General features: G+C 36.6%; 26 protein-coding genes. 5 read left to right on the forward strand and 21 right to left on the reverse strand.

All coding sequences use genetic code 11. The features are described from left to right. Positions 1–30 precede the first annotated feature (30 nt). The 14 genes from MP478_RS11065 to MP478_RS11130 all read right to left on the reverse strand — a co-directional run bounded on the left by MP478_RS11065 (position 31) and on the right by MP478_RS11130 (position 14,003). A complete protein-coding gene (locus MP478_RS11065) occupies positions 31–1,590 on the reverse strand; it encodes a sodium:solute symporter (RefSeq protein ID WP_257200486.1) in 1,560 nt (519 codons plus the stop codon). Positions 1,591–1,775: 185 nt separating this feature from the next. After that, entirely contained in the window at positions 1,776–2,063 is a 288-nt protein-coding gene (locus MP478_RS11070) for a GNAT family N-acetyltransferase (protein WP_002984420.1), read from the reverse strand. Between the two features lies 1 nt (position 2,064). Continuing rightward, positions 2,065–2,460, reverse strand: a complete 396-nt coding sequence (locus MP478_RS11075; protein ID WP_230038844.1) for an OsmC family protein — start codon at positions 2,458–2,460, stop codon at positions 2,065–2,067. After that, a complete protein-coding gene (locus tag MP478_RS11080) occupies positions 2,460–2,678 on the reverse strand; it encodes a (4Fe-4S)-binding protein (RefSeq protein ID WP_230038845.1) in 219 nt (72 codons plus the stop codon). Before MP478_RS11080 ends, MP478_RS11075 begins: the two co-directional genes overlap by 1 nt. 1 nt (position 2,679) lies before the next feature. Beyond that, on the reverse strand, positions 2,680–3,258 hold the full coding sequence (locus MP478_RS11085; RefSeq protein WP_257200487.1) for a TMEM175 family protein: 579 nt from the start codon (positions 3,256–3,258) through the stop codon (positions 2,680–2,682). Next, positions 3,258–3,791, reverse strand: a complete 534-nt coding sequence (locus tag MP478_RS11090) for an NADPH-dependent FMN reductase (RefSeq protein ID WP_230038849.1) — start codon at positions 3,789–3,791, stop codon at positions 3,258–3,260. Before MP478_RS11090 ends, MP478_RS11085 begins: the two co-directional genes overlap by 1 nt. 25 nt (positions 3,792–3,816) lie before the next feature. Continuing rightward, positions 3,817–4,716 carry a pirin family protein gene (locus MP478_RS11095; RefSeq protein ID WP_257191503.1) on the reverse strand — a complete coding sequence of 300 codons (900 nt, stop codon included), beginning with the start codon at positions 4,714–4,716 and terminating at the stop codon, positions 3,817–3,819. Between the two features lie 55 nt (positions 4,717–4,771). After that, positions 4,772–5,083, reverse strand: a complete 312-nt coding sequence (locus MP478_RS11100; RefSeq protein ID WP_257191504.1) for a GNAT family N-acetyltransferase — start codon at positions 5,081–5,083, stop codon at positions 4,772–4,774. A gap of 246 nt (positions 5,084–5,329) precedes the next feature. Continuing rightward, positions 5,330–6,205 carry a pirin family protein gene (locus MP478_RS11105; RefSeq protein WP_257200539.1) on the reverse strand — a complete coding sequence of 292 codons (876 nt, stop codon included), beginning with the start codon at positions 6,203–6,205 and terminating at the stop codon, positions 5,330–5,332. Positions 6,206–6,384: 179 nt separating this feature from the next. Further along, a complete protein-coding gene (locus MP478_RS11110; RefSeq protein ID WP_257191505.1) occupies positions 6,385–7,791 on the reverse strand; it encodes an MFS transporter in 1,407 nt (468 codons plus the stop codon). 141 nt (positions 7,792–7,932) lie between these two features. After that, complete coding sequence (locus MP478_RS11115) at positions 7,933–8,775, reverse strand: hypothetical protein (protein WP_257191506.1); 843 nt, start codon at positions 8,773–8,775, stop codon at positions 7,933–7,935. Positions 8,776–8,976: 201 nt separating this feature from the next. Beyond that, positions 8,977–10,644: an asparagine synthase B gene (gene asnB, locus MP478_RS11120; RefSeq protein ID WP_257200488.1), complete on the reverse strand. Its 1,668-nt coding sequence runs from the start codon at positions 10,642–10,644 to the stop codon at positions 8,977–8,979. Positions 10,645–10,963: 319 nt separating this feature from the next. Beyond that, on the reverse strand, positions 10,964–12,631 hold the full coding sequence (locus MP478_RS11125; protein ID WP_257200489.1) for a GLPGLI family protein: 1,668 nt from the start codon (positions 12,629–12,631) through the stop codon (positions 10,964–10,966). Between the two features lie 166 nt (positions 12,632–12,797). Next, a complete protein-coding gene (locus MP478_RS11130; protein WP_257191509.1) occupies positions 12,798–14,003 on the reverse strand; it encodes an RsmB/NOP family class I SAM-dependent RNA methyltransferase in 1,206 nt (401 codons plus the stop codon). A gap of 350 nt (positions 14,004–14,353) precedes the next feature. On the opposite strand from MP478_RS11130, the gene MP478_RS11135 reads away from it, so the two are divergent. Next, positions 14,354–14,698 carry a zinc ribbon domain-containing protein YjdM gene (locus MP478_RS11135; RefSeq protein WP_047495223.1) on the forward strand — a complete coding sequence of 115 codons (345 nt, stop codon included), beginning with the start codon at positions 14,354–14,356 and terminating at the stop codon, positions 14,696–14,698. Between the two features lie 330 nt (positions 14,699–15,028). Here the strand turns inward: MP478_RS11135 and MP478_RS11140 are convergent, their stop codons facing one another. After that, a complete protein-coding gene (locus tag MP478_RS11140) occupies positions 15,029–15,964 on the reverse strand; it encodes an ABC transporter ATP-binding protein (protein WP_257200490.1) in 936 nt (311 codons plus the stop codon). A 75-nt stretch (positions 15,965–16,039) separates the two neighbouring features. Here MP478_RS11140 and MP478_RS11145 point away from each other — a divergent pair, with 75 nt between their 5' ends. Next, positions 16,040–16,699 carry a YceI family protein gene (locus MP478_RS11145; protein ID WP_230038869.1) on the forward strand — a complete coding sequence of 220 codons (660 nt, stop codon included), beginning with the start codon at positions 16,040–16,042 and terminating at the stop codon, positions 16,697–16,699. Positions 16,700–16,826: 127 nt separating this feature from the next. Further along, a complete protein-coding gene (gene pheS / locus MP478_RS11150; protein ID WP_230038871.1) occupies positions 16,827–17,837 on the forward strand; it encodes a phenylalanine--tRNA ligase subunit alpha in 1,011 nt (336 codons plus the stop codon). Positions 17,838–18,114: 277 nt separating this feature from the next. Here the strand turns inward: pheS and MP478_RS11155 are convergent, their stop codons facing one another. Next, positions 18,115–18,885 carry a DUF3108 domain-containing protein gene (locus MP478_RS11155; RefSeq protein WP_230038873.1) on the reverse strand — a complete coding sequence of 257 codons (771 nt, stop codon included), beginning with the start codon at positions 18,883–18,885 and terminating at the stop codon, positions 18,115–18,117. Positions 18,886–19,038: 153 nt separating this feature from the next. On the opposite strand from MP478_RS11155, the gene MP478_RS11160 reads away from it, so the two are divergent. Further along, entirely contained in the window at positions 19,039–20,094 is a 1,056-nt protein-coding gene (locus tag MP478_RS11160; protein WP_257200491.1) for an NAD(P)/FAD-dependent oxidoreductase, read from the forward strand. Between the two features lie 12 nt (positions 20,095–20,106). Beyond that, positions 20,107–20,436, forward strand: coding sequence for a 2Fe-2S iron-sulfur cluster-binding protein (locus MP478_RS11165; protein WP_230038877.1), 330 nt, complete (start codon positions 20,107–20,109; stop codon positions 20,434–20,436). A gap of 76 nt (positions 20,437–20,512) precedes the next feature. Here the strand turns inward: MP478_RS11165 and MP478_RS11170 are convergent, their stop codons facing one another. The 5 genes from MP478_RS11170 to MP478_RS11190 all read right to left on the reverse strand — a co-directional run bounded on the left by MP478_RS11170 (position 20,513) and on the right by MP478_RS11190 (position 26,129). Beyond that, a complete protein-coding gene (locus MP478_RS11170; RefSeq protein ID WP_257200492.1) occupies positions 20,513–22,663 on the reverse strand; it encodes a prolyl oligopeptidase family serine peptidase in 2,151 nt (716 codons plus the stop codon). A gap of 120 nt (positions 22,664–22,783) precedes the next feature. Next, positions 22,784–23,365, reverse strand: coding sequence for a TIGR00730 family Rossman fold protein (locus MP478_RS11175; RefSeq protein WP_257200493.1), 582 nt, complete (start codon positions 23,363–23,365; stop codon positions 22,784–22,786). A gap of 78 nt (positions 23,366–23,443) precedes the next feature. Next, complete coding sequence (locus MP478_RS11180; RefSeq protein WP_230038883.1) at positions 23,444–24,886, reverse strand: aminoacyl-histidine dipeptidase; 1,443 nt, start codon at positions 24,884–24,886, stop codon at positions 23,444–23,446. A 125-nt stretch (positions 24,887–25,011) separates the two neighbouring features. Next, positions 25,012–25,503: a hypothetical protein gene (locus MP478_RS11185; RefSeq protein WP_257200494.1), complete on the reverse strand. Its 492-nt coding sequence runs from the start codon at positions 25,501–25,503 to the stop codon at positions 25,012–25,014. A gap of 20 nt (positions 25,504–25,523) precedes the next feature. After that, the gene (locus MP478_RS11190; RefSeq protein ID WP_230038887.1) at positions 25,524–26,129 is read right to left on the reverse strand and encodes a hypothetical protein; all 606 of its coding nucleotides are present in this window, start codon (positions 26,127–26,129) and stop codon (positions 25,524–25,526) included. Positions 26,130–26,184 lie beyond the last annotated feature (55 nt).

Here is a 26,184-nt window from a genome sequence, read left to right on the forward strand (position 1 = left end):
ATTAGCCTCAATAATGCTAAATGATTATAATTAAACGACTCTCAGATATTGTTTATCCTTTACCAGCCACAACCCGATAAACGTCAGCAATCCATTCAGAACAATCAGCTCTACGCCAATCCGGTAATCGGTATAAGAAGTTACCGCAAAATTGATCAGATAGGTAAGGACAGGGGCTAAAATAGTTACGATAAGAATAGAATATTTTCTTGATATTTTAAATTTGGTGAAAATTCCGAAAGCAAAAAGACCTAAAAGTGGTCCGTAGGTATATCCGGCAACTTCCATAATAAGATAAACAATCGATTTATCATTCATCGTCTTGAAAACCATGATCAGGATAAAGAAAACCACGGTGAAAATCAAATGCACTTTCATACGGAGGTGTTTTTTTTCTTTTTCAGATTTGGTTTTGTCTTCATTAAGATTTAAAAGGTCCACACAGTATGAGCTTGTCACGGCTGTTAACGCTCCATCTGCTGAAGGGAATAATGCTGAAATTAAGCCAATAATAAAAATGATGGAAATGGCCATCGGGAAATATCCCTGAAGTGATAACGCCGGGAAAAGGTCGTCACCCATAATGTTTTTTATATTTCCTGATGCATCTTTAAATCCGAAAATATTGGTCACCGTTTCAGAATTTATCACTCCATATTCTGCTCCGTTTTGTAATGCAAAAAGATAAAGCAAGCCTCCCAGAAATAAGAATGCAAGATTAACAAATAGAAGCGTTCCTGCAAAGGTCAGCATGTTTTTCTTTGAGTTCTTAAGGTTATCCACAGAGATGTTTTTCTGCATCATTTCCTGATCCAGACCGGTCATAGCAATGGTAATGAAAATTCCCCCTACAATTGTTTTTAGAAAAAACGTCTTGGAATTGGGATCAGAATTGATGAAATGCGTATAGTTTTTCTGTTCCAAAATAGTATAGGCTTCACCAAATGATAAATTCAGATTGGATAAAATGTAAACAATACACGCCACTAAACTGATGATCATAAAAGAGGTCTGCAATGTATCCGTAATCACAATAGTTTTTACCCCGCCTTCAAAAGTATATAAAAGAACCATCAGCAAAAGCACAAGAGCAGTAACCCAAAAAGGAACACCCAGTCCCTCAAGTAAAAATATCTGTAAAACATTCACTACAAGATATAACCTTGCAGTAGCCCCTATAGCTCTGGATATGATGAAAAATATAGATCCTATTTTATGGGCTTCCACATTAAACCTTTTTCCGAGATACGTATAAATGGAAGTAAGGTTCATCTTATAATACAATGGAAGCAGAATGGCTGCCACAATAAAATATCCGATGAAAAAACCAATCACCATCATATAATATTCGAAACCTCCGAAAATATATTCAGAACCGGTCATTTTTCCGACGGTACCCGGAACGGAAATAAAAGTAACCCCACTTAAGCTGGTTCCTATCATTCCAAATGCAACGAGCCACCATTTACTTTTTTTATTGCCGATGAAAAAGGACTGATTATCAGAATTTCGGCTTGTGAAATAAGAAATCACTAAAAGACCAATGAAATAGATAAAAACAAATAGCAAAAGGATAGTTCCGGAATTCATGCTTATATTTTAAATTTCAGCAAATATATAAAAAAGATCAGTCGTGAATGAGGAATTTACTTCAGAGTCGATTTTTATAGACTGATAACATGAAATATTTGCAGGTTTTGCATTTAAAACAGGAAAATAAAAAACCTTCCAGATACGTACTGAAAGGTTAATATGGTAAGGGTGGAGAATAGTGATTAATTCACTAAAACATCTTGTAATTCCTCACTCTTCTGGAAGCTTGCTTTAGCGAAAGGGCAGAGGGGGATAATCTTCTTTCCGTTCTTTCTGGCAAAATCTACAGCTGCCAAAAGCATTTCTTTACCTACTCCTTTTCCATTGTAGGCTTCTTCCACTTCAGTGTGGTCAATAATAAATCTTTCTTCTCCTGCCCAAGTGTAAGTCATCATTCCTGCGCGTCTTCCATCTATGAAAGCTTCAAAACTTCCGTGTTTCTCGTCGTTGTTTTGTTTTACTTCGATCATATTATGAGAATTTAGTTAGTATTTCTATATCGTTGGTTAGTATTTTATGAACAGGGCAGGCATCAGCAATGGTGTGCAGTCTTTTCATCTGCTCATCATCCAGAACTCCATCAAAGGTAATGTCTCTTTTGAAAATCGCTCTTTTGGTCAGCGGATAATTTTCAAGTTCCACCTCTACATTGATGTTTTCCACCTCCCATTCTTTTCTTTCGATATACATTCTTAAAGTGGCTGCTGTACAGCTTGCCAGAGAGGTTGCCAGAATTTCCAGAGGATTGAAACCTTTGTTCTGTCCGCCTTTATCAATAGGTTCGTCGGTAATAATTGTATTGTCACCGGCCGTTACCTCTGTATAATATTTTGTTTTTCCTAAACTTGCTTTTACCGTTACCGCCATTATTTTTGTATGTTGAATTTATAACTTAATGCTCCTGAAGGGCATTGATCTATTTGTTCTTTAAGTTCTCCAGGTGTTGCGTTTTCTGCTTTTATCCACGGTCTGTCTTTAGGATTGTAGACTTTTGGAAGCATTTTTACGCATACAGCCGAGTGGATACACTTTTGAGGCTGCCAGATGACAGTAATGTCGCCGTTGGGATATTCGTGTGTTTCCATATTAATTTTCTTTTAATGTTTTTTCGATTCTTCTGTCCGGAATCAGCCATATGAGAGCCACGATATAATAAAAACCTATGGCAATATAAGGATAAAAAAATGAAGTAGCGATGCCCAGAACATAAAATATAATAGAGATATACTCTTTATATTTCGAATGTATTGCTTCTTTCAACGTTGAATTTTCACCCTCACACCGGATAATGACGTGCTCCAGAATGGTGTAGGCAATGGCAGCCATGATAAGTCCCAGACCATATGCTGCTACCGGATTCTTGGCAAAACCGGTATTTCCGATCCACTCCGTTGCAATAGGCATCATAGAGAGCCAGAACAGAAGATGAAGATTAGCCCAAAGAATACTGCCGTTTACTTTTTTTACCGTCTGAAACAGGTGATGGTGGTTATTCCAATAGATTCCCACATAGATAAAACTGAAAACATAGGCTAAAAATTTTGGAAGAAGGGGTTTGAGGCTGGACCAGCTGCTGCCCTCCGGTACTTTCAGTTCAAGTACCATAATGGTAATAATGATGGCCAAAACACCGTCACTGAACGCCTCCAGTCTTCCTTTATTCATTAGTTTTTAAGCTGGGATTTAAAATTGGCTATCTTGGTTTTCAAATCATTCAGCATGTCAGGATTAATAACACCGGTTTCAAGATCGAAATTTTCATAAAATTTAGGCAGCGAGAAAGTATCTTTGATATCTGCTGCAAACTGAGGGAAAAATGTCTTTGCTGTATTCATTACATTTCCGCCACCATAACCGCCGGGAGAAGTACTCATCAAAAGCATAGGCTTATTCTGAAATACCTTTACATTAATCCTTGAAGCCCAATCGAAAACATTTTTAAATGCTGCGGTGTACGATCTGTTGTGTTCGGCAAGAGAGCAGATAATGACATCGCATTCTTCAATCACTTGTAGAAACTGGTGCGCTTCATCCGGAAAACCTTTCTTTTCAAGATCTACGGAAAAAACAGGCATGGTAAAATTATTGAGGTCAATAAAATTGATCTCTTCATTCTGAAAATCCTTTAAGACAAACTTTACCAGTTCTCTATTGATAGAAGTGGAAGAAGTACTTCCTGCAAATGCTAATATTTTCATGGTTTATAATGCTGGATGAATGAATTTATTTTCTGTTTAAAATAGCTTTGGGAAGTGGAACGTATTCCTGTTCGTCACCGGGAACCAAAGGAAATGCCTCATGATTCTGATCATTCCAGTTTACTTTAGCCTGATCCAGCATCTCTTTATCAGAGTTTACAAAATTCCAGAATATAAAACGCTCTTCATCAAAAGGTTCTCCTCCAAAGAGATAAACCGTACCGTTTTCACTCATCTCGAATTCACAAAGCTTTGTATCTTTTGCAATCATAAGCTGTTTTGAACCATAAGAATTTCCATCCGTAGTTACTGTTCCATCCAGAACATACATGGCAGCTTCCCCATAAAGGTCTTTTCCTATGCTTATTTTTTTAGCTTCTTTTGTCTTAATCTCAAGGAAAAAAAGCTTGCTGTGTACAGGGACAGGAGATGTTTTACCAAATGCCTCACCGGCAATTAGTTTATACTGAATACCATCCTCTTCCCAAACCGGAATATCATTTTCTTCGATATGGTGAAAAGTAGGCTCAGACTGCTCGAGATGCTTTGGAAGACCTACCCAGATCTGAAATCCATGGAGTTTTTTATCGCTGTGCCTTAAATATTCGGGAGTTCTTTCAGAATGTACCACACCTTTTCCGGCGGTCATCCAATTAACAGCACCGGGCTTTATTTCAACAGCACTTCCTATGCTGTCTCTATGAAAAATAGATCCTTCAAGCAGATAGGTTAATGTTGATAATCCAATATGCGGATGGGGCGGAACATCAAGGTTTTGATAATCTTTTAGCTCCGAAGGTCCCATGTGGTCGATAAAAACGAAAGGACCGACTGCTCTTTTCTCGCGGAAAGGAAGAAGTCTTCCTACCAGGAAATTTCCAATATCTGCTGCTTTCTCTTCGATGATAAGTCCAATATTTGACATAGTATACTAATACTTTTTTATGGTTTAATTCAATTGAAATACTTGTATGGCGGAATTAAAGTTGATGATATCCTTCAAATTTTTCATCAACAATACGTTTCCATTCCGGATGTTTTTTGATATAAGCGAAAACATAAGGACAAAATGGTAAAAGTTTTTTTCCGCTTTCCTCAATAAAGCTCAGTGTTTTTTCTACCACGGCTACGGCTGCCCCGGTTCCTGCAAGCTCCGGTTCGGCTTCCGTATGAATCAGAGCAATTTGGTGAGTTGTTTCGCGATAATCAATGAATGCATAATGTCCGTTAAATTCTATTTCAAATCTTGTATCTGTTTTTACAAGAGGTATATTTTCAAATTCTGGTTTCATAAACTTTGGTATTAAAAAATAATAGGCTGCTAAATTTTGTCTGGTGGATAAGAATGATTTATTGACAACCTTACAGATTTCTGTACTATATAAAGTTGTCAATAAATCATCAATGATCTACTATAGTAATTTTTAAATAGTGCTTATTAAATAGTAAGTCTATTCAATGAACATCTATGTTTAACCTAACATCGTATAAAGTTAGTAAAAAAGGAATAAGTAAAGATTAAGAAAATTTTAATTCTGCTAATCTTCCAGGTAACCGAATTTTCCGGTATTAAAATCTTCAAAAGCCTGCATGATTTCTTCTCTCGAATTCATTACAAATGGGCCATGAGGATAAATGGGTTCACTGATCGGCTCCCCGCTGAGAATTAAAACAACAGCATCTTCAGTAGCCTCAATAGTGAAAGTGTCGCCTTCATTTTTAAACAAAGCCAGATGATCCGTTTTTACTTTTTCTTCTCCATTGATGATGATACTTCCTTCAATCACCAAAGCGGCGGTATTGAAGTGTGCGGGGAAATTAAACTCTGCTTTTCCTCCCGCTTTAAGCTTTGCATTCATCATGTGAACGGGAGTGAAAGTAGTGGCAGGACCTTTGTGCCCTTTATATTCTCCTGCAATAATTTCCACCAGTCCGTTATTCCCTAAATCTACTCTTTCCATGCTAGAATTTTCAATAGCCTGGTATTTTGGAGTGCTCATCTTGTCTTTTGCAGGAAGGTTTACCCAAAGCTGAACCATTTGAAAGATTCCTCCTTTTTTAGACCATTCCGTTTCGTGATATTCTTTATGCAGAACTCCTTTTGCAGCTGTCATCCATTGTACGTCACCCTCACCTATAATTCCGCCTCCACCGGCACTGTCATGATGTTCTACTTTTCCGTTATAGGCAATGGTAACTGTTTCAAAACCTCTGTGCGGATGTACTCCTACACCTCTTGGTGTTTCTGACCCATTAAAATGAAACTTTGAGTTGTAATCAAGCATAATGAATGGATCCATTCTTTTCATGTCTAATCCGTGTACTCCCGGGATAAAATTATGAACTCTAAAACCGTCGCCTACAAAATGTGCAGGTCTCGGAGATACTACAATTTCTACTTTTTTAGTTGCCATCATATTGTTGATTTATAAACACAAAAATACCATAGCTAAGACTAAAATACATTGATCTGTGTTAAGTTCGTAATAAAATACGGAGGTAATCACAAAGTTACGGAACATGAAAACTGTTGGGTAAAGGAATGGTATATGGAGATTATATGCTTTATAAGCACACATTTTTGGAAAATGAATTAATCCTCCTTGGATTTCATATTCTTGCCATCCGAAATATGGAGCCTTCTGAAGACAAAGCCGGATAAAATAGTTAATATTCCTACAGTAAGAAAAGTCCAGCGGAAAGCATTGTGGATTTCACCATGAATCAGATCTGTGTTTTCAAATATTTTTAAAACAATCAGTCCGAAAGCAATTCCGAAACCGATAGCGAGCTGCTGATTCACGGAAATTAAAGAATTACCGCTGCTGGTCTGAAAATTCCGGAGATCTGCTATGGAAATTGTATTCATGGAAGTAAACTGGATAGAGTTGAAGAATCCTAAAATCGCAATAATAGGAACAAACCAATATAAAGAAGTATGAATATCTGGAATAGCCAAAAGACAGATCAGGGTTCCGATGATGAAGGTATTTACCATTAAAGTCTGCCGATAACCATATTTGTCAAGAATTTTGATAACAGAAGATTTTCCGAAAATGGCCGTTAAAGCCATAGGAGCAATGATCCATCCGGAAGTGACTGCCGACTGTTTGTAGGCAATCTGAATCATCAGCGGAAGCAGTAATGGTACGGAGCTGATCCCAAGCCTTGTAGCCAGGTTTCCTACAATTCCTACACGGAACGTTCTTACCTGAAATAAATTCAGAGGGAAGATAGGATTTCCTCCTCTTTTTGCATGTTTATAGTAATAATAAAGAAACAGGAAGCCCATAATAAAGACCAGAAGTACCGGGGTAATATTCTGTATATCTCCGAAAAGTTCCAGTGAAACAGAAAGAAGAAGAGAAGAGGCGGCAAAGATTAAAAAGCCTTTTAAATCAAAATCTACATTTTCGGATTTATAATTAGGCATAAATTTTAATCCCAGAACAATCCCTAAAATCCCGATGGGTATGTTAATCAGGAATATCCAGTGCCATGAAAGATAATCCACCATATAACCACCCACCAGCGGACCCAGTACCGGGCCGATAAGTGCCGGAATAATGGCAAAATTCATCGCTTTAAGCAATTCATTTTTATCAAAGGTTTTAATGAGGGCCAGTTTACCCACAGGAGTCATTAAACTTCCTCCAACACCCTGAACAACTCTTGAAATTACCAATTGGGTGAGATTCTGAGATAACGAACAGAATAAAGAACCCAGGCTGAAGAGTACCAAAGAGAAAATAAATATTTTTTTTGTTCCAAACCTGTCTGCCAAAAATCCACTGGCAGGCATGAAAACCGCCAGGGTCAGAACATAGCTGATGATAGCGTTCTGCATATTAAGTGGAGATTCATGAAGGTCTTTTGCTATGGAGGGTAGGGATGTGTTCAGAATCGTTGAATCCAGCATTTGCATAAAAATAGCTGTAGCCAGGATCAGCGGAAGAATTTTCTTTATTGAGGTCTGTTGTGGAGTTGTCGCTTCTGTCATTTTATATAGGCTGGAATATCTAAAACCTTCCAGGCTTATTTATTTGAAGAAAAATGCTTGCTTTAAGCAGTTTAAATCTTTAGATAAAGAAATCCATATAAAATTAAAAAAGTCCTGCGAGATATCACAGGACTTTTTGATTTATTTTCTAGGTTTTTCTACTCCTTTCCATTCATCACCAGCTTTTCTGTACTGGCTTAGAATATAGGTTTTGAAATCTTTTGTTTTATATTCAATATTATCGGTATTCTGCTCAAACGGCATGATATAATAATAATCCAGATCCGTTTTGTCAGACTTGTTTCCTTTTTTAACGGAAGGAACGTATTTAGAGAATTTATAGTTCGGAAGATATTGTCTTAACCTTGTGTAGAATGCTTTATCTTCTTTTTCGTTGGGGATGATATCTACAATGTTGAAATCATCTTTTTTCTTATCAATCCACAGATAGTATGTTTTCTCTTCACCTATATTTCTGTTGTTAGAATTGAAAGCAAACAATTCTTTTGGAACCAGCTCCTTGATTTTTTCCGGATCAACCTTTGTGTAATATTGTCCTTTAGAAGGATCTACATAGGTTTCAAGGTTATACATTAAAACAGAATTGTTTTCAAATTTTTTATTTTTAAAATATTGATTCAATGATAATTCTGCTGTAGCTCTCAATTCTTTACTTCTGTCATCCAGCTTTTTTGTAGGATTCTGAGGGTTTACTTTCTTTACAAACTCATATAATACTACCGGTTTTACATCTTTAAGGTGAGGATACGTTTTAAGCTGTTCTGCTTTTACCAGCCAGTAGAATTGTTGATAATAGTCATCTTTATCAACATCTTTCACACTTTTGTAGGCTAAAGCCAGCTTTTTTGAATTCAGGTATTTGCCAAATTTTCCCTGTCCAAAAGCAAAACTTATAGATAATAAGGCAAACAAAACAGTAAGGTTTCTTCTCATTTTTTTATAATTGATATTTTCGTTTTCCAAATATAATTATTTATTAGATATTATTTTTGATTGTCACCTAAATTCTGTTGATATTGTTATCGTTAATTCAAAAGAAAATCCTGTATTGCTACAGGATTGATAAATTATTATATGAGAAGCTGGATTGTAAAGGCAGAAATTTAAAAGAAAAAACTCCGATCTGCCTTACATTTCCTATCCCGCTAATGTCAAACTTCGTTCCTAATAAGATGTTTCATGTACTTTTACAGATCTTCCGCTTGGGTCGTTCATTTTTTTGAAGGCTTCGTCCCATTCCAGAGCAATAGGAGTGGAGCAGGCTACAGAAGGTACAGAAGGCACTGTTGCAGCTGCAGTTTCACTTGGGAAATGTTCTTCAAAAATAGTTCTGTACCGGTATTCCTCTTTGTTTTGAGGCGTGTTCAGCGGGAACCTGAATTTTGCACTAGCCATCATTTCATCAGTTACTTCTTTTTCTGCTACTTCTTTTAAAGTATCGATCCACGAATATCCTACACCGTCTGAGAATTGTTCTTTCTGTCTCCAGGCGATAGAGGGCGGAAGAAGATCTTCAAATGCTTTTCTCAATACCCATTTTTCAATTTTTCCTTCAGCGGTATTGATCATTTTATCTTTTGGGTTAAGGGTCATCGCAATATCCATGAATTCTTTATCCAGAAAAGGAACTCTGCCTTCTATTCCCCAGCTCATTAATGCTTTATTGGCTCTTAAACAATCGTACAGGTGAAGCTTGCTCAGTTTTCTTACTGTTTCATCATGGAACTCCTTAGCGTCAGGCGCTTTATGGAAATACAAATATCCACCAAAAAGCTCATCAGAACCTTCCCCGGAAAGTACCATTTTGATTCCCATAGATTTGATGACTCTTGCCAAAAGATACATTGGGGTAGAAGCCCTGATGGTTGTTACATCATAGGTTTCCAGGTGATAAATTACATCACGTACAGCATCAAGTCCCTCCTGAACAGTAAAGTTTACTTCATGATGAACAGATCCGATATGTTCTGCTGCTTTTTGTGCAGCCACCAGATCAGGTGATCCTACAAGCCCTACAGCAAAACTGTGAAGTCTTGGATACCATGCTTCCTGGGTGTCTCCACTTTCCACTCTTTGTCTCGCAAATTTTGCAGTAATAGCAGAAATTACGGAAGAATCTAAGCCTCCGGAGAGAAGCACACCATAAGGAACATCACTCATCAATTGTCTGTGGACTGCATCTTCAAGACCCTTTCTGATCTTGGCAATATCAGTTGTATTATCTTTTACATGGTCGAAGCTTTCCCATGCTCTTGTGTACCATTGCTGAAGTTCGCTGCCATCTTTGCTATACACTAAATGTCCCGGTAAAAATGTTTCTATTGTTTTACATACACCTTCCAGTGCCTTTAGCTCGGAAGCTACATAATAATTGCCGTTTTTGTCCCACCCCTGATAAAGAGGACAGATTCCCATATGGTCGCGGGCAATCAGGTATACTTCGTTTTCAGTATCATATAATGCGAATGCGAAAATCCCATTCAGTTTTTCAACGAAATTTTTTCCGTATTTTCTGTAAAGGGCTAAGATTACTTCACAGTCAGACTGAGTCTGAAACTCATAGTCAAGAAATTCTTCTTTTAATTCTCTATGGTTGTAGATTTCACCGTTTACAGCTAATACTACTTTTCCGTCTTTTGTAAATAAGGGTTGCTTTCCTGAAGTAGGATCCACAATGGCAAGTCTTTCGTGAGAGAAAACTACTTTCTCATCCTGAAATACACCACTCCAATCCGGTCCCCTGTGACGGATTTTTTTTGACATTTCTAAAACCTGAGGTCTTAATATTTCGGTTTTTTGTTTGGCGTCAAATAGACATACAATTCCACACATGTTCTTATTATTTATGAAACAAAAGTAAATGTGTTGTTTATAAATAACAATAAAAAATATTTAAAAGTTAATTTTTTTAATTAAATAATTATTTAAAAAGAAAAATATTAACTATTTGTGGTAATTTGTATGTTTTTGATTGATTTTTTTCGTTGGCCAAAGGTATGTAATATCCATATACAAAATAAAAATGACATATTTATTAATATATGGTAATTTATTTAATGAATTTTAACCCTTACTTTGTGGCTCGAAATAATTTTTTTTCATCATTTGTGTTTTTACCTTCTTGCAATTCTCATGCAAGAAGGTTTTGTTTTTATTGTACCCCCAGTAAAACTCCCGAAACATTCCATGAACTGAAACTTGTTCCTTCCGTAGGGCCTTGTGGAATTTTGATCTGTATACTGTGCTTTCCTGGCTTCAGATCGCCAAGAGGAATAAATTCAGGGTTAGTAACCGTTCCGGGGCACCAGTTTGACCTGCTGAGGTCAGAAGAAGAAAGTCCATCCTGGAAATTTCCCGATGCCGGATTGTATAAACGGTAAGAACCACAATCTGTTCTCCATGGAACAAAGGAAAAGACTGTTTTCCCATCCATAGAAACGGTGTTGACCTTAGGCACAAACTCATCACCATTTTCCCAGCCTCCATGGCCGGTAGTGGTATATCTCAGCTGAGCATTCTTTATTTCCTTTTCCAAGGTGAAATCAACCCAAAGACCCTGATCTTTATTAAACATCGTAGAATAATCCTGACCGGCCATTTCCATACTATTTAAGGTATTGAATAAAGGAATAGCCACATTGTTTTTATGAACAGCCTGGTCACTTTTATGGATCGTGATTTCAAGACTTACTTTGTGTCCGCCTTTATCATAATTACCAATAAATACCCCTACCCAAACTTCCTTTCCCGATAAAGAGGGTTTCAACTCTGTAATATCTTGTCTGTACGGATTTATAGTTTGCCAGGTTTTTCCTTTTAATTGGATATGATTAAACTGCCGGATTCCAAAAGGAGTAAAGAATCTCATCATTTCTACGGACGGATTATAATCTTTTGTGGCCGATACGCCATAGTATTGTTTTCCGTTTCCATTGTCAAAGGCAGGAAGAGTTTTTATCCCCTTTTCTAAACCGTCAAAGAAAGACAAAGCTTTATCTTGTGGAATAAAAAAAACGGTTCCGGTTCTGTCATAGGCATCACCGTTCGATTCCTGCTTCAGCTCTGCGAAAATATTTTCCCCTTCCGCAATAGCAGGAATTTTAATCTTTTTAAGGATGATGGTTCCGTTGGCATATCTTTTTACCTTTTCATCAGATTTGGATTCTTCTGAGAAATTGATCGTTTCCTGATCAAAAACGTTCAATGTTGTAAATCTGCTTTTCCACAGCAGATCTTTATATCCTAATAAATCTGTGGATTGTATAGGGGTATTGATTATTTTTTCAATCCCTGTATTTTTTATTTTCCTGATGGAATTAGCTGTAATTAATGAATTCTTATTCCTCTCAACCTCTAATACCAACCCCAGATCCTGGCCTAAAGCAGACGGACCGCCTTTAAGGTTTAAATCATTGGTATACCAAACTTCAATAGTATTTGAATTGACCTTGGTAATGGCTTTTTTACAGGTGTAACCCAGGATTTTTTTAGTTTCGCCGGTGAGTTCAAAATTCTGTTTTCCTACAGACTCTGCATCTGAACTGGAAATAATTTCTCCGGGCTTTAAAAAACCATAGGAAACTATTGTATTGGAAGGTCTCTCAATCTTAGTCACCTCAAAAGGATAACTGCTTTTCTGTTCTTTAATGGTGCTGTTTAGAATAAAGCTTTCTTTCCCGTTGGCCCAGACTATTGTGGCTGGCTGATCGGATTGCAGTTTGCCGTTATAGGAACTTACATACTGGATTTCATAAGTCTGCGCAGAAATCAGGCTCATTAAGAAAATGGTGACAATTGAAAAAATAATTCTTATAAACATAAATACACGAATTTGCTGCAAAGTTATTCTAACTTTCCGTAGCATCAAAACGGTTATAATCTATAGAATAAGTGGACAATGGAGCGGAAATGTTACACGCATGCTTCAAAAACGAAAAACTACTCCAAAATGAAGTAGTTTTTTATTTTATATGCAGGGAAAGCTGCTAAGATAGTCTTTCAATCAAAGCCATATAGAATCCGTCATACCCTTCACTTGGCATTACTTTTTCGTCCTTGATCATTTTATACCCCGGATTATTTTTTAAGAACTCTTCTACCTGTCCATTGTTTTCAGATGGAAGGATAGAACACGTTGCATAGACCATTTTTCCTCCTATTTTAAGCATTTTGGAGTAATCCTGAAGAATCTGCTGCTGTTCTTTTTTTATTCTGTCGATAAATGCCTGGTCAATTTTCCATTTACTGTCAGGGTTTCTTTTTAAAACGCCAAGACCTGAACAAGGGGCATCAATTAAAAGTCTGTCTGCTTTCTCGTGAAGGCGCTTGATAACTTTATTATCAGCAATCATACGGGTTTCAATATTATGAGCTCCGGCTCTTTTTGCACGACGCTTCAATTCAGCCAGCTTCCATTCAAAGATGTCCAATGCCACAATCTGGCCTTTGTTTTTCATTAATGCTGCCAGGTGAAGTGTTTTTCCACCGGCTCCTGCACAAGCATCAATCACTCTCTGACCTTCTTTTACATCAAGGAAATAACCTATTTTTTGTGAAGACGCATCCTGAACTTCAAATAAACCTTCTTTAAATGCTGTTGTAAGGAACACATTTTTTTTCTCTTCCAGCTGAACAGCATCAGGATAATTCTTGATAGAGAAAGCAGTAACGCCCTCATCAGAAAGATCAGAAATAAGTTCCTTAGTGGTTGTTTTTAAAGAGTTTGTTCTCAGAACAGTAGGCGCCTGCTCATTCAAGGCAAGCATTTCTCTTTCCCATTTAGCCCCTAATTCTTTTTCAAGAGTTTCTGCTAACCATTCAGGAATAGAATGTTCTATTGCTTTTGTAGGAACTGTATTCTTTTTAAGTTTGGTAAGAATGTCAGCAATTTTAATACCGTCAAATTCTTCAAACTTTTTATAGTTGGTCTTGCTCCAAAGCAGGTATGCAATGATAAGTTTATAAATATTGTTGGGCTTTATGCCTTCTCCCATATAGTATTCAAGGCGTTTTTTCCAACGGATGATATTGTAGAAAATCTCGGAAACAACGGCTCTGTCCTGGCTTCCCCATTTTCTGTTAGCTTTTAATAGCCTCTCGATTACTTTATCAGCGTATTTATTTTTCTCGAAAAATGTTTCTTGTAAAGCATCGTGAATTCCGATCGCTAAGTTTCTGTGAATAAGTTCCATAAGTTTGCTTCGCTGTTTTGAATCTGCAAAAATACGAATTAAAGTTGACACTTGAGGTGTTCGGATTTCGGGTTACGAGACTAAGGACGCTAAATCAGGGTTTTATAATCCATGGATTCAACGGTGAACGATGAATAGTAAATAGATATTTTTGAATAGTGAATTTGCTTTTCTGTCAATTATTTTTTTGAATGTTAGAAAAAACATCTCTTTGGGTAGCTCTAACTTCTATTAGCTGAGGTCTGAAGTCTGAAATCTAACATCTAATATCTGGCATACAAAATCCTCATCTTACACCTTGGTCTTGCCTCTATCATTCAAAAAGCTCTACCTTTGCAAAAAATTAAAATATGAGTGATACAGTACTTTGCCCGAAATGCAGCTCGGAGTTTACCTATCCAAGTGATAATATGATGGTATGTTCCCAGTGTTTCTATGAATGGAATCCCGAAGAAGTAGCTTCTGAAACAGCTTCGGAAGGAAAAATATTGGATTCAAACGGTAATGAACTTCAGGATGGAGATTCCGTAGTCGTGGTTAAAGATCTTCCTGTAAAAGGAGCACCAAAACCGGTAAAAGCGGGTACTAAAGTGAAAAATATCCGTTTAAGACCGGGAAGTGATCATAATATCGACTGTAAAATAGATGGTTTTGGAGCAATGGCTTTAAAGTCGGAATTTGTAAAGAAAGCGTAAGCTATTGATTTAAGATTGATACTTGTTGTCCGGATATAAAAAAAGGAAAAGATTGGACAGTGTAATCTTTCAATAGACCTAATTGCAAGACTGCTAATGTCTGGTCTAGGAAGGCAGAAAGAGAATTAACCAAAAATTTCCTTATGCTGTGGAAATACAAATGTAAGAAAAAGTTTCATAAACAGTTTCTTATATTTGTATTTTTTTTATCCACAAATTGTGGATAAGTATAAGATTATCTTTGAGTTATATATTGAATAAGACTGCTGGTAAAGCAAATAGATCAGGTGAATAAAAGACAGTAAAACAGACTTATTTTATTGAATTTATTTACTGAAACGATATCGTAATGGTACCTGCTAATTTTTCATCAGTATAGATGGTCAGTTCCTTATCCTTTGCCCTAATTTTGTTCCAATAATAATTTCCTGCAAAGCGGCTTTCAAGCACTTCAGCATTAAGCCCATTTTGGGAGATTCTTATTTCTTTGGGATAATAAGAAAACTTGGATAATCCAAACGTCCGGGCTTCATCTTCACTGAAGATATTCACTTCACCAAATAGCTTGGCAACATAAGAGTTATAAGGTTTTCTGTAAGTCTCTTCCGGACTGTCATTCTGAATTAACCTTCCGTCCTGAAGAATAACAATCTGATCAAGCCATGGCATAATATCCTGAAGTTCGTGGGTAGAAATAATCAAAGAAATACCCTGCTGTTTTACATATCGGAAAAGCCGCTCACGAAGCTCTATTTTTCTTGGAAAATCAAGATTGCTGAACGGTTCATCCAGGATAAGCAGTTTCGGCAGTACAGAAAGTGCTCTGGCAATGGCAACTCTCTGCTGTTGTCCTCCGCTTAAATTTTTTGGAAGTACATGGGCAAATTCCTGAAGTCCTACCACTTCCAGGAGTTCTATTACCGTTTCTTTTTTTTGAGTTAAATTGATATTAGAAATAAATTTCCCTACATTTTCGGCTACTGTGGCATAAGGCATAAGGTCAAAATTCTGTGCTACAAATTTCATCTCGGCTTCTCCGGGAACAAGATTTCCTTTAGGACCTAAAAGCCGTTTTCCATTAAAAATGATCTCGCCACTTTCCCAATCAAAAAGCCCGTAAACAAGACTGAGAAGGGTAGATTTTCCGCATCCGCTTTCTCCTGCAAGGGCAATAATTCTGTTCTCTTCAAACCTCAGGTTAAGGTTTTGAAACAGGGGATTATCTTTGGTGTAGGAGAAAAATAAATTGTTAATTTCTAATAGCATATTACAAATGTAAGGTTTTTATGAAAACACATTTTTTTTTATTATATTAGCGGGACTAATAAAAATATATCAAAGATGAGAAAAAAACTGTTTTCATTAGCTATTCCTGCTTTATTTGTGGCGGCTGTTGTCATTTCTTGTAAAAAAGACAAACCGCTTACCAGTGAAAGTAATGAAGTGACCACTACCAAAGATGGTAGCCAGTATACTTTGGATACGCTAAACAGTAAAGTTGAGTGGAAAGGGTACAAGGTATTTAAATCTGAAAATACCAGTCATTTTGGAACAATCAAGTTTGAAAGTGGTGATGTTACCGTAAAAGATGGAAAACTGGAAAGCGGTAAATTCGTTGCTGATATGAATTCTTTAACTTCCGTGGATTTAAAAGACAGTCCTGAAGATTTAGGGAAATTAAATGGTCATCTTAAAAGTGGTGATTTCTTTGAAGTAGAAAAATTCCCGACAGCCTCCTATGAAATTACAAAAGTAACACCGGCTACAGAAGGTGATTATAATACGCTTTTAGATGGAAACCTAACCATTAAGGGAATTACAAAACCAGTTCAGTTTAAAGCCAATGTTTCTGTAAAAGAAGGCGAGGTAAGCGTAGCAACTGAACCGAAGGATATTAAAAGAGAAGAGTTTGGGGTGAAATTCCAGGCTCCGGCTGAAAACGGTGTTCTTAAAGATGAGGTAACTCTTCAGATCAGCGTTAAAGCTTTAGAAAAGAAATAATTTTTTTATTTAAGTGAAATAAGTGATTGAAGTCTGCCTCCCGAAAAAGAGGCAGATTTTTTTATGAGTCAATTAATAATTAAACTTAAAATCGTATTTTTGCAAAACATTTTGAAAGGGTAAAATAATGATAGAAAAGATAGAAGAACTACTGATCGAGGTAAACGGCTTCAATACTACATCTAAAGAAGAGATAGAAAACTTCCGTATTAAGTACAGCGGTAAGAAAGGAGTTCTTAATGATTTTTACGAAACATTAAAAGAAGTTCCTAACGAGCAGAAGAAAGATTTCGGACAGAAGATCAATACTTTGAAACAGGCAGTAGCTGTAAAATTGGAAGATTTGAAAAATGCTTCCGCATCTTCTGTTGTTGTAGAAAAAGAAGATCTTACAAGACCTGCTTTTCCATTGGATTTGGGTTCAAGACATCCGATCAATCTGGTAAAAAACAGAATTATTGAAATCTTTAAATCTATTGGGTTCGCAGTAGCAGATGGCCCTGAGATTGAAGACGACTGGCATAACTTTACGGCGCTTAACCTTCCGGAATATCACCCGGCAAGAGATATGCAGGATACTTTCTTTATTGAGCAGAATCCGGATATCCTTTTGAGAACACATACTTCTTCTGTACAAACCCGTTATATGGAAGAAAATCAGCCGCCTATCAGAATTTTATCCCCGGGAAGAGTATTCAGAAATGAAGCCATTTCTTCACGTTCTCACTGTATCTTCCACCAGATAGAAGGGTTGTATATTGATGAGAATGTAAGTTTTGCTGATTTAAAACAAACTATTCAGTTCTTTACAACAGAACTTTTCGGAAAGTCTAAAATCAGAATGAGACCTTCTTATTTCCCGTTCACAGAGCCTAGTGCTGAAATTGATGTATATTGGGGATTAAATTCCGAAACCGATTACAGAATAACGAAAGGAACAGGCTGGCTGGAAATTATGGGATGTGGAATGGTAGACCCTGCCGTTCTTAAAAATGTAAATATCGACTCTGAGAAATATTCAGGATATGCATTCGGAATGGGTATTGAAAGAATTACCATGCTTCTTTACCAAATGAGTGATATCAGAATGTTCTTTGAAAATGATATCAGAACATTGGAACAATTTAAATCTCTATAAAAACAAACCTCCGGAATTTCCGGAGGTTTTTGTTTTTAATTACTGACCTAAGAAACAAAACGTAATTAAAAACAGATTTTATTGAAAAATTTACACGTGTCCTGTTTTCTGTAAAAGGGAGAATAGTATTTCTCATTCCTTTATCAGTACAGCATCATTATTCTCCTGCTGTTATCATAAAGACAATCGAAATCCGGCATATATTACATATAAAAATAAAAATGTCTGTAAAAAGAATTACAGACACTTATTGTTTAAAAAACTAATTATATAAAGTTTACTTGGTAAACTTTAATGGATATTTTACATTTTTAAAATCATCAATACTTGCTTTCAGAGATCCTACAGCCAGTTCTGCTTTCAACAGCATGGGGATGTGATTAGCATCATTGGAAACCCACATCGTTACTCCTTCTTTTTCTTTAAATACCCTTCCGCTTTTTACAGACGGAATAATCTTAAGACAGTTGATGGTCCCGAATTTTGTTTTCAGATTTTCTGTTCCGGTAACTTTGAGCTGGAACGGAAACATTTCGTCATCAATCCATACATTCATATTAATTACCGTTCCCACTTTTAATTCGTCCGGTGACTTGCTTCGTAAATAATAAAAAGAGGAAAGCATATCCTGAACTCCTTTTACTGATTTTATAACCTTTGAACCATTGGCAGGCTCTTTTTTATCAGTTAGTATCAATGTATTATTAGCATGATTAAAGGCCGTTTCAAAGTGCTGGCGGTAGCTGCCTTCACGTACATTTCTTACATAAAAGCTTGGCAGCCCTGTTTCTGTATTGATGAAACTTTCGTATAAATCTTCCACCTTAAAAAACGCTTTTACAGCTCCGGTCGTTTTTCCGGTCCCCTTTACATAGAGATGAGGAATGTTTTTGTAGCTGGTTTTCTGGGTGGTAAGGTTAGCACTACCGGCATTCAGAAAGCCATAATGGATTCTGAAAGTAATAGATTCACCATCTGCTATATTGTTAAGCTGGGCCGAGCCCAAAACAAATATAAATACAGCAAAAAGATTTAAGATTTTCTTCATAGTTATGTCATTTACAAAAATATTGCCAAATTTAATATCTTAAAAGATAGATATTTGACAAATCTCAGGTTTTTATTTAGAATCAATTAAATATGCTTCGCATTAAAATTAGTAAATTTGCAGTTACAAGTATAATTAAATTATCTAAACATTATGATAACCACTGATATATTGATCATAGGTGCAGGACCTACAGGACTTTTTGCAGTTTTTGAAGCTGGTTTATTAAAAATGAAGTGCCATATTATTGATGCGCTTCCTCAACCGGGAGGGCAATTGGCAGAACTTTATCCTAAGAAGCCTATTTTCGATATTCCGGGGTATCCTTCAGTGAATGCTGGTGAATTGGTGGATAATCTTATGGAGCAGATCAAACAGTTTCAGCCTGGCTTTACGTTGGGAGAAACGGCTGTTTCTTATACAAAGGTTGATGATGAATGGTTTGAGGTAGTTACAAACAAAGGGACTGTTCACAGATGTAAGGCTATTGCTATTGCAGGTGGATTGGGAACTTTTGAGCCTAGAAAACCTACTTTTGAAAATATCGCTGATTATGAGGAAAAAGGACTTGAATATTTCGTTAAAGAACCTGAACACTTCAGAAATAAGAAAGTTGTCATTGCCGGTGGTGGAGATTCTGCTCTTGACTGGAGTATTTTCCTTTCTAATGTAGCCAGTGAAGTTACTTTGATCCACCGAAGAAACGAATTCAGAGGAGCTTTGGATTCTGTAGAAAAAGTACAGGATTTAAAGAACCAGGGGAAAATCAAATTAATTACTCCTGCTGAAGTTATCGGTATTAAAGGTGACGGAAAAGTAGAAGGGATCACAGTACAAAAAGATGGTGAGGAAGCTTATGATCTTGAAACAGATTATTTTATTCCATTATTCGGGTTAACTCCAAAATTGGGTGAGATCGGAAACTGGGGATTACATATTGAGAAAAATGCAATCGTTGTTAATAACGCTCTTGATTACCAAACGAATATTGAAGGTATTTATGCTATCGGAGATATCAATACCTATCCTGGAAAACTGAAGTTAATTCTTTGTGGGTTCCATGAAGCTACATTGATGTGTCAAAGTGTTTACAACAGATTAAATCCAGGTAAAAAATTCGTGTTGAAATATACAACGGTAAGTGGAGTAGACGGATTTGACGGAAGCCGTAAAGAAGCAGAGAAGGCTGTTGTGAAAAAAATTGACTAATTTTGCAGAATTATGTCAGATGTTAATATTAAAATCACCGATAGAGAAGGTGTAAGCCACGATGTTATTGCTCCTACGGATATGTCCATGAATCTAATGGAAATTATCCGTTCGTATGAATTGGCTGAAGAAGGGACTATTGGTGTATGTGGTGGAATGGCGATGTGTGCTTCCTGCCAGGTGTATGTAATAAATGATCCGGGTTTAGAGCCAATGGGAGATGAAGAAGATGCTATGCTGGCTGAAGCTTTCCATGTGAAAGACAATAGTAGATTAGGATGTCAGTTACATATTGCAGATGCAATGGAAGGACTTGAAGTGGAAATTGCCCCTTATCCTTAGAAAATATTTTTTAATCTTAATAAAACCCCGCCCGAAGTCATTCGGGCGGGGTTTGTTTTTATCAGTTATTTACTTTTTATTTCTTAGCCGGCTGAAATTTCGGATGTCCTACCTGCCATAATGCAAAAGCAAAAATGTCAGCATATTCTTTGAAGACTACATCCAAATCACTTGTGAAATGGCCATTCTCATAATTGATATACAATAAAACGGGCTTCTCAGATGCTGTACTGTTTTGTAGCACTGCCGCCAATTTTGCAGGCTCCCAAGGGGTAATTCTGGAATCATTCATTCCGGTACGGATAATTACTGCGGGATATTTTACTCCTTTTTTAACCTTGCTTTGCACATCCATTTCGAGAAGGGGCTTGATATCTTCAGCCTTTTTTAAACTTCCGACTTCCGGAATCTGGTTGGCACCATTGGCTGAGTTTTGAGAGCGAAGAACATTCGTCATTCCTACTTCAGCGATAGCAACAGCAAATAAATCTGGTCTTTCCGTAATGGCTCTTCCGATTAGAACACCTCCCATACTGGCTCCGTTACCAATTAATTTTGAAGGAGAAGTATATTTTTGGTCAACAAGATATTCTGAACAGGCAATGAAATCTTTCCACGTATTAGGTTTTTTAGCTTTCATTCCGTCTGTATGCCAGTTTTCACCTTTTTCTCCACCTCCTCTCACATGGGCAATAGCAATGACTACACCTTGTTCCAGCAGTACAGACAGTTTGTTAGAGAAACGTGGAGTATAAGAGATCCCATAGCCACCATATCCGGTGATATAAGCAGGTGTGCTGCCATCCATTTTCATGTTTTTGGGATAGATAATGGAAAGAGGAACCATAGTGCCATCGTGGCTTTTTACTTCCACTTCTTTTATTTCATATGATGCATTGTAATCCGGGTAATTGCTATCGCCATTAAAGTATTTACTTTTTATAACTTTCCCGTTCTGAGGGCTATATTCGTAGAAAGTATTGGGACTAAGCCAGCTGCTGTTATTGCACTGTAAATTGTCATTTTCACGGGAATTAAGAGAGCTGGAGCTATTAATTCCAACAGGTAATGGTACCTTTTTTATGGCCAGTGTTTTAAGATCAATCTGATATTTATCCTGAGTAATGCCATTGTTTAAAGCATAGAATAAATAATTTTTAGAATTGTGTATGGACTGGATTGTGGTATTGGCTTCAGGAACAATAATTTTGGCATTATCAAAGTCAGGGTTTGACAGGCTTGTAAGTCCTATTTTGTAATTCGGTGCGTTTTTATGGCTAAGGAAAAATAATTGATCCCCTTTAATAAAGGTTTGAACAATATCGTCTGAAGCTTTTACAATCTGTTTCCATGTGATTTTTTTATCCTTTAAGGCAGAGTAAGGGGTATAGAACTGGGGACTTTCCAATTTGGTAGAGCCTATATTAAGTAAGATGTATTGATAATCTTCAGAAAACTCAACCATTGGGAACTGTTCTGTCAGCATGTTGGTTTCAGGATTGGCCTCCCTTGATGCCAGTACTATATCCTGATCAGAAGGAGTTCCAATCTTGTGCAGCATTGCTTTCATTTCTTTCAGGAGCATATTGCTGTTGGGATCTCCGGTACTCATCTTGGTATAAATAATAGACTGGGCATCCGGGGTAAACTCAAAGTTAAATTCACTCCAGATAGGGCTGAGCGTGTCGTCAAGTACCTTTTTTGTCTGTAGGTTGAGAATCTTAAGCTCACAAATTTCACCGCCGGATTGGGAGAATAGCAATGCTATTTTATTGCCTTTGGAATCTATTGTAAAATTAGTGATCTGGGCATTCTTTTTATACGTTTCGGGATCAAAGATCAATGTTTCTTTTCCTGTAGAAATATCCCGGGTATACAGCTTGGAGAGTTTCTCATTCTTTTTTGTTTTAATATAGAAATAAGAATTTCCCCTTTGCTTCGCATAGCCGTAAGAGTCACCGCCCATTTCCTGAACCTGCTTCATACGGTTATACAGGGCATCACGATTGGGGATTTTATCAATAATAGTATGGCTGTAGTCTGACTCGGCCTTAAACCAAGTTTTTACTTCAGGACTTTTAAGGTCTTCCAGCCATTGGTAATTGTCAGTAATCTTTGTTCCAAAATAATCATCCGTTACAGGTCTTTCCGGAGTTTTTGGGTAATTATATTGGGCAAAACCGATCTGGCTTACCAATAGACAGCCTGTTAGAAATATATTTTTCATGGTTTTATTTCTTTTGATAGTGATAAAATTTTAATTACAAAAATACTAAACTATGTCTAAGAAATGGTGATAGATATATAAAAAGAAGGAATATTTTTAGAGTATTCCTTCTTTTTATAATTAAACTTCCTCTTTAGAAATCCATTTTCCAACCGTAGGAGGCTGGTAATTTTCCATTTTTTCCAGCAGGTCATCAATCGTATTACTGATCAGAAGCATATCTTTGTTAACCTGTTTTAAAAAGCCTTTATTGACCATATTTTGAACCAATTTGATCAGATCATCATAAAAACCGTCAATATTCAAAATACCAATGGGCTTTTTGTGAAGCCCGAGCTGTGCCCAGGTAATCATCTCGAAAAATTCTTCCAACGTTCCATAGCCGCCGGGAAGGACAATAACCCCATCGCAAAGCTCATTCATTTTAGTTTTTCTTTCGTGCATCGTTTCCACCAGAATAAGCTCAGTTAAGTTCTTATGAGCAATTTCCTTGGATTGCAAAAATTGGGGAAGAACTCCCGTTACTTTTCCGTTTTCACTTAAAGTACCATTGGCTATTGATCCCATTAAGCCTGTTTCCGAGCCGCCATAAATCAATTGGATATTTTTCTTGGCTAAGGTTTGCCCAAGTAAAAAAGCCTGTTCTTCATAAATTTTATCTGACCCGAAACTTGAGCCACAGAAAACTGTTATACTTTTCATACTTAAATGCTTTTTTATAAAATTAAAAATATCCAAAATCAAGCGACTTTGGATATTCAATATAGTTATTTTACTATTTTATTTTTGTGGAATATTAGCTAGAATATCCTTCAAGAAGCTCCAGAATTTCTGAGCAGAAGGAATATTAGCCTTTTCATCTGGAGAGTGTGCTCCTCTGATGGTTGGCCCGAAGCTTACCATTTCCATATCAGGATAGTTGGCTCCGATAATACCACATTCCAACCCTGCATGACAAGCTACTACATGAGGTTTCTCACTGAATTTTTCTGTGTAGATTTTCTCCATGAGCTTTACGATCTCTGATCCCGGTTTTGGTTTCCATCCCGGATAAGAACCGCTGAATACAACATCCATTCCAGCTAGCTCTGCTACAGATTTTAATTGCTCTGCTACAGAATATTTAGAAGAATCTACAGAAGATCTTGTCAGGTTTAAGATTTTAAGTTCACCCCCTTTTAATTCAACTCTTGCTACATTATTAGACGCTTCTACAAGATCTGCAACATCCGGGCTCATTCTGTAGACCCCGTTATGCAGCGACTTCAGTGTAAGAATTACTTTTTTGGAATCAGCTTCAGAAATAGCTTTGTCAGATGAGGTAGAAATTTCAATATTAATCTGAATTCCAGGTTCCACTGTTGCGAATTCTTCTAAGATATCTTTTTTTAGTAACGTTGTTTCTTCTATAAATTCCTGAGCATTTCTTACCGCAATAATGGCAACACCTTCTCTTGGAATAGCATTTCTCAATCCACCGCTGTCGATAGAGATCAATTCAATATTTTGTTTCTCTAAACCGCTGTAAAGAAGTCTTCCCAGAATAATATTTGAATTTCCGAATCCTTTGTGGATATCCATTCCGGAGTGTCCTCCCTGTAATCCTTTTACTTCAATTCTTACTGTTTGCCCTTTTGGAGCTTCTGTGGCATAGTTTTGAGTAATGGTAACATCTACACCTCCTGCACAACCGATGTCAATCTCATCATCTTCTTCCGTATCAAGGTTCAGTAAAATTTCCCCTTGTAACTGGCCCGGCTTTAATCCTATAGCTCCGGTCATTCCTGTTTCTTCATCAATAGTGAATAAAGCTTCCAAAGCAGGGTGTGGGATATCTGAACTTTCAAGAATAGACATAATTGTAGCTACCCCCAAACCGTTATCAGCTCCTAAAGTTGTTCCTTTTGCTTTTACCCAGTCACCATCAATTTCCATTTTGATACCTTCTGTTTCAAAATCAAAATTGACATCATTATTCTTTTGACAAACCATATCCAGATGTGATTGCAACACAATAGATTTACGGTTTTCCATTCCTGCAGTAGCCGGTTTCTTGATAATTACGTTTCCTACTTCATCTACAGTAGTTTCCAGTCCAAGGTCTTCACCAAATCCTTTGATGAAAGCAATTACTTTTTCCTCTTTTTTTGATGGTCTTGGAACTGCATTTAATTTGGAAAAGTTTTTCCAGATTATCTGCGGTTCTATATTAGATAATGCCATTGAAATTTATTTTTCTCAAATTTACGAAATTAAAAATGCTTCCGTAGGATACAGAAGCATTTTTTATGAATTGTAAATGAGCCAAAACCTAATTTGTGAACCGGCCTTTTACCCTTTTTGTTGTATTAACATCCACATTCTCCGTAGATAGGTGTTGTGAAAACCGTTCCGTCCGGTTTTTCAATCGTCAGCGTGCCTTCAAATAGTAAAGCTTCTTCGCCTTTTATTTTTTTACCTTTTACAGAGATCTTATAATCATCATTTTCTATTTCTTTGGTCAGTTCTTCATCCACTTCCATATCGCTTGAAGAGATCAGATTCATAGCAAGCCTTTTACCGTCAAGCTTCATATAAGCGGTTTTTCCGGCATCATCAGCATAGATATATTTTTCAGCTTCAAAATCAGCTTTGTTAATGGCAAAATAACATGAACATTCTTTAATTTCTTTTGGAAAAGATATATTTCCAACCAGGATTTTTCCTGAAGATGTATCTGTTGCAGCAGAATCTTTCACAATGCTTAAAGAATCGGCTGGAGGGATCCCTGAAACAGTTTCTTTATCCTTTTTACAGGCTACTAGCAGAAACACAGAGAAAAAAATGATTAGGTATTTCATTGGTTTGTGGTTTTATATTCTTAACCTCTTGCTCTTTCCAAAAGGGTCATCATCAATAATGAAAGGATTACTAAACTTTCTTCCTCATCATCAATGTCAATTAATCTGTCCAGCTGAAACCTTCTTCCAAAAAATGAAGGCATTTTCTTCAATTTAAAATAGGCTTTCCCATCCATACCTGTTACGGTGTAAGACGGATTAAGGAAATAACCGGTAAACATTCCGATAATAGGAAGTTCGCCAACAAAGCTATCCCAGAATCTTACCCATGCACTGTCTTCCTGTACTTTAAATTTGGGCTGATCATTAGCATCCAGAACATCATAACTGGCTTTCCATATAGAACGCATTCCTTTTCTTGCCAATCTGCCGAAGTTTTTATTGTCAATAAGGTCATTTAAAGAATAAGAAGCATTGAAATCAATCCATTTATTAGCTCTGATTCTGAAAAGTTCCTTAGACTTAGTCTCATCATTGAAAACAACAACATCTTCTTTCAGTTTAAACATTTTCTGACGTACGTACGCTACATAATTTCCATTTTTGTCAGTAATGTTGAAGTCACTTGCTAATGTAGTGATTTTGAATTTGAAATCCAGTGGATAATTTAAGTTATTAAGTACCATGTTAGTGTATTTTTTTCATATTAGGCCGCAAATATAGAGGTTTTTTTAGAGTTAT

The organism is Chryseobacterium sp. WG14 (assembly GCF_024586945.1).
GTDB lineage: Bacteria > Bacteroidota > Bacteroidia > Flavobacteriales > Weeksellaceae > Chryseobacterium.

What these genes read in the sequence shown, in the direction of transcription:
- MP478_RS11065 (WP_257200486.1), bottom strand. Translation starts at nt 1,590, where the DNA reads ATGAATTCCGGAACTATCCTTTTGCTATTTGTTTTTATCTATTTCATT.
- MP478_RS11070 (WP_002984420.1), bottom strand. Translation starts at nt 2,063, where the DNA reads ATGATCGAAGTAAAACAAAACAACGACGAGAAACACGGAAGTTTTGAA.
- MP478_RS11075 (WP_230038844.1), bottom strand. Translation starts at nt 2,460, where the DNA reads ATGGCGGTAACGGTAAAAGCAAGTTTAGGAAAAACAAAATATTATACA.
- MP478_RS11080 (WP_230038845.1), bottom strand. Translation starts at nt 2,678, where the DNA reads ATGGAAACACACGAATATCCCAACGGCGACATTACTGTCATCTGGCAG.
- MP478_RS11085 (WP_257200487.1), bottom strand. Translation starts at nt 3,258, where the DNA reads ATGAATAAAGGAAGACTGGAGGCGTTCAGTGACGGTGTTTTGGCCATC.
- MP478_RS11090 (WP_230038849.1), bottom strand. Translation starts at nt 3,791, where the DNA reads ATGAAAATATTAGCATTTGCAGGAAGTACTTCTTCCACTTCTATCAAT.
- MP478_RS11095 (WP_257191503.1), bottom strand. Translation starts at nt 4,716, where the DNA reads ATGTCAAATATTGGACTTATCATCGAAGAGAAAGCAGCAGATATTGGA.
- MP478_RS11100 (WP_257191504.1), bottom strand. Translation starts at nt 5,083, where the DNA reads ATGAAACCAGAATTTGAAAATATACCTCTTGTAAAAACAGATACAAGA.
- MP478_RS11105 (WP_257200539.1), bottom strand. Translation starts at nt 6,205, where the DNA reads ATGGCAACTAAAAAAGTAGAAATTGTAGTATCTCCGAGACCTGCACAT.
- MP478_RS11110 (WP_257191505.1), bottom strand. Translation starts at nt 7,791, where the DNA reads ATGACAGAAGCGACAACTCCACAACAGACCTCAATAAAGAAAATTCTT.
- asnB (WP_257200488.1), bottom strand. Translation starts at nt 10,644, where the DNA reads ATGTGTGGAATTGTATGTCTATTTGACGCCAAACAAAAAACCGAAATA.
- MP478_RS11125 (WP_257200489.1), bottom strand. Translation starts at nt 12,631, where the DNA reads ATGTTTATAAGAATTATTTTTTCAATTGTCACCATTTTCTTAATGAGC.
- MP478_RS11130 (WP_257191509.1), bottom strand. Translation starts at nt 14,003, where the DNA reads ATGGAACTTATTCACAGAAACTTAGCGATCGGAATTCACGATGCTTTA.
- MP478_RS11135 (WP_047495223.1), top strand. Translation starts at nt 14,354, where the DNA reads ATGAGTGATACAGTACTTTGCCCGAAATGCAGCTCGGAGTTTACCTAT.
- MP478_RS11140 (WP_257200490.1), bottom strand. Translation starts at nt 15,964, where the DNA reads ATGCTATTAGAAATTAACAATTTATTTTTCTCCTACACCAAAGATAAT.
- MP478_RS11145 (WP_230038869.1), top strand. Translation starts at nt 16,040, where the DNA reads ATGAGAAAAAAACTGTTTTCATTAGCTATTCCTGCTTTATTTGTGGCG.
- pheS (WP_230038871.1), top strand. Translation starts at nt 16,827, where the DNA reads ATGATAGAAAAGATAGAAGAACTACTGATCGAGGTAAACGGCTTCAAT.
- MP478_RS11155 (WP_230038873.1), bottom strand. Translation starts at nt 18,885, where the DNA reads ATGAAGAAAATCTTAAATCTTTTTGCTGTATTTATATTTGTTTTGGGC.
- MP478_RS11160 (WP_257200491.1), top strand. Translation starts at nt 19,039, where the DNA reads ATGATAACCACTGATATATTGATCATAGGTGCAGGACCTACAGGACTT.
- MP478_RS11165 (WP_230038877.1), top strand. Translation starts at nt 20,107, where the DNA reads ATGTCAGATGTTAATATTAAAATCACCGATAGAGAAGGTGTAAGCCAC.
- MP478_RS11170 (WP_257200492.1), bottom strand. Translation starts at nt 22,663, where the DNA reads ATGAAAAATATATTTCTAACAGGCTGTCTATTGGTAAGCCAGATCGGT.
- MP478_RS11175 (WP_257200493.1), bottom strand. Translation starts at nt 23,365, where the DNA reads ATGAAAAGTATAACAGTTTTCTGTGGCTCAAGTTTCGGGTCAGATAAA.
- MP478_RS11180 (WP_230038883.1), bottom strand. Translation starts at nt 24,886, where the DNA reads ATGGCATTATCTAATATAGAACCGCAGATAATCTGGAAAAACTTTTCC.
- MP478_RS11185 (WP_257200494.1), bottom strand. Translation starts at nt 25,503, where the DNA reads ATGAAATACCTAATCATTTTTTTCTCTGTGTTTCTGCTAGTAGCCTGT.
- MP478_RS11190 (WP_230038887.1), bottom strand. Translation starts at nt 26,129, where the DNA reads ATGGTACTTAATAACTTAAATTATCCACTGGATTTCAAATTCAAAATC.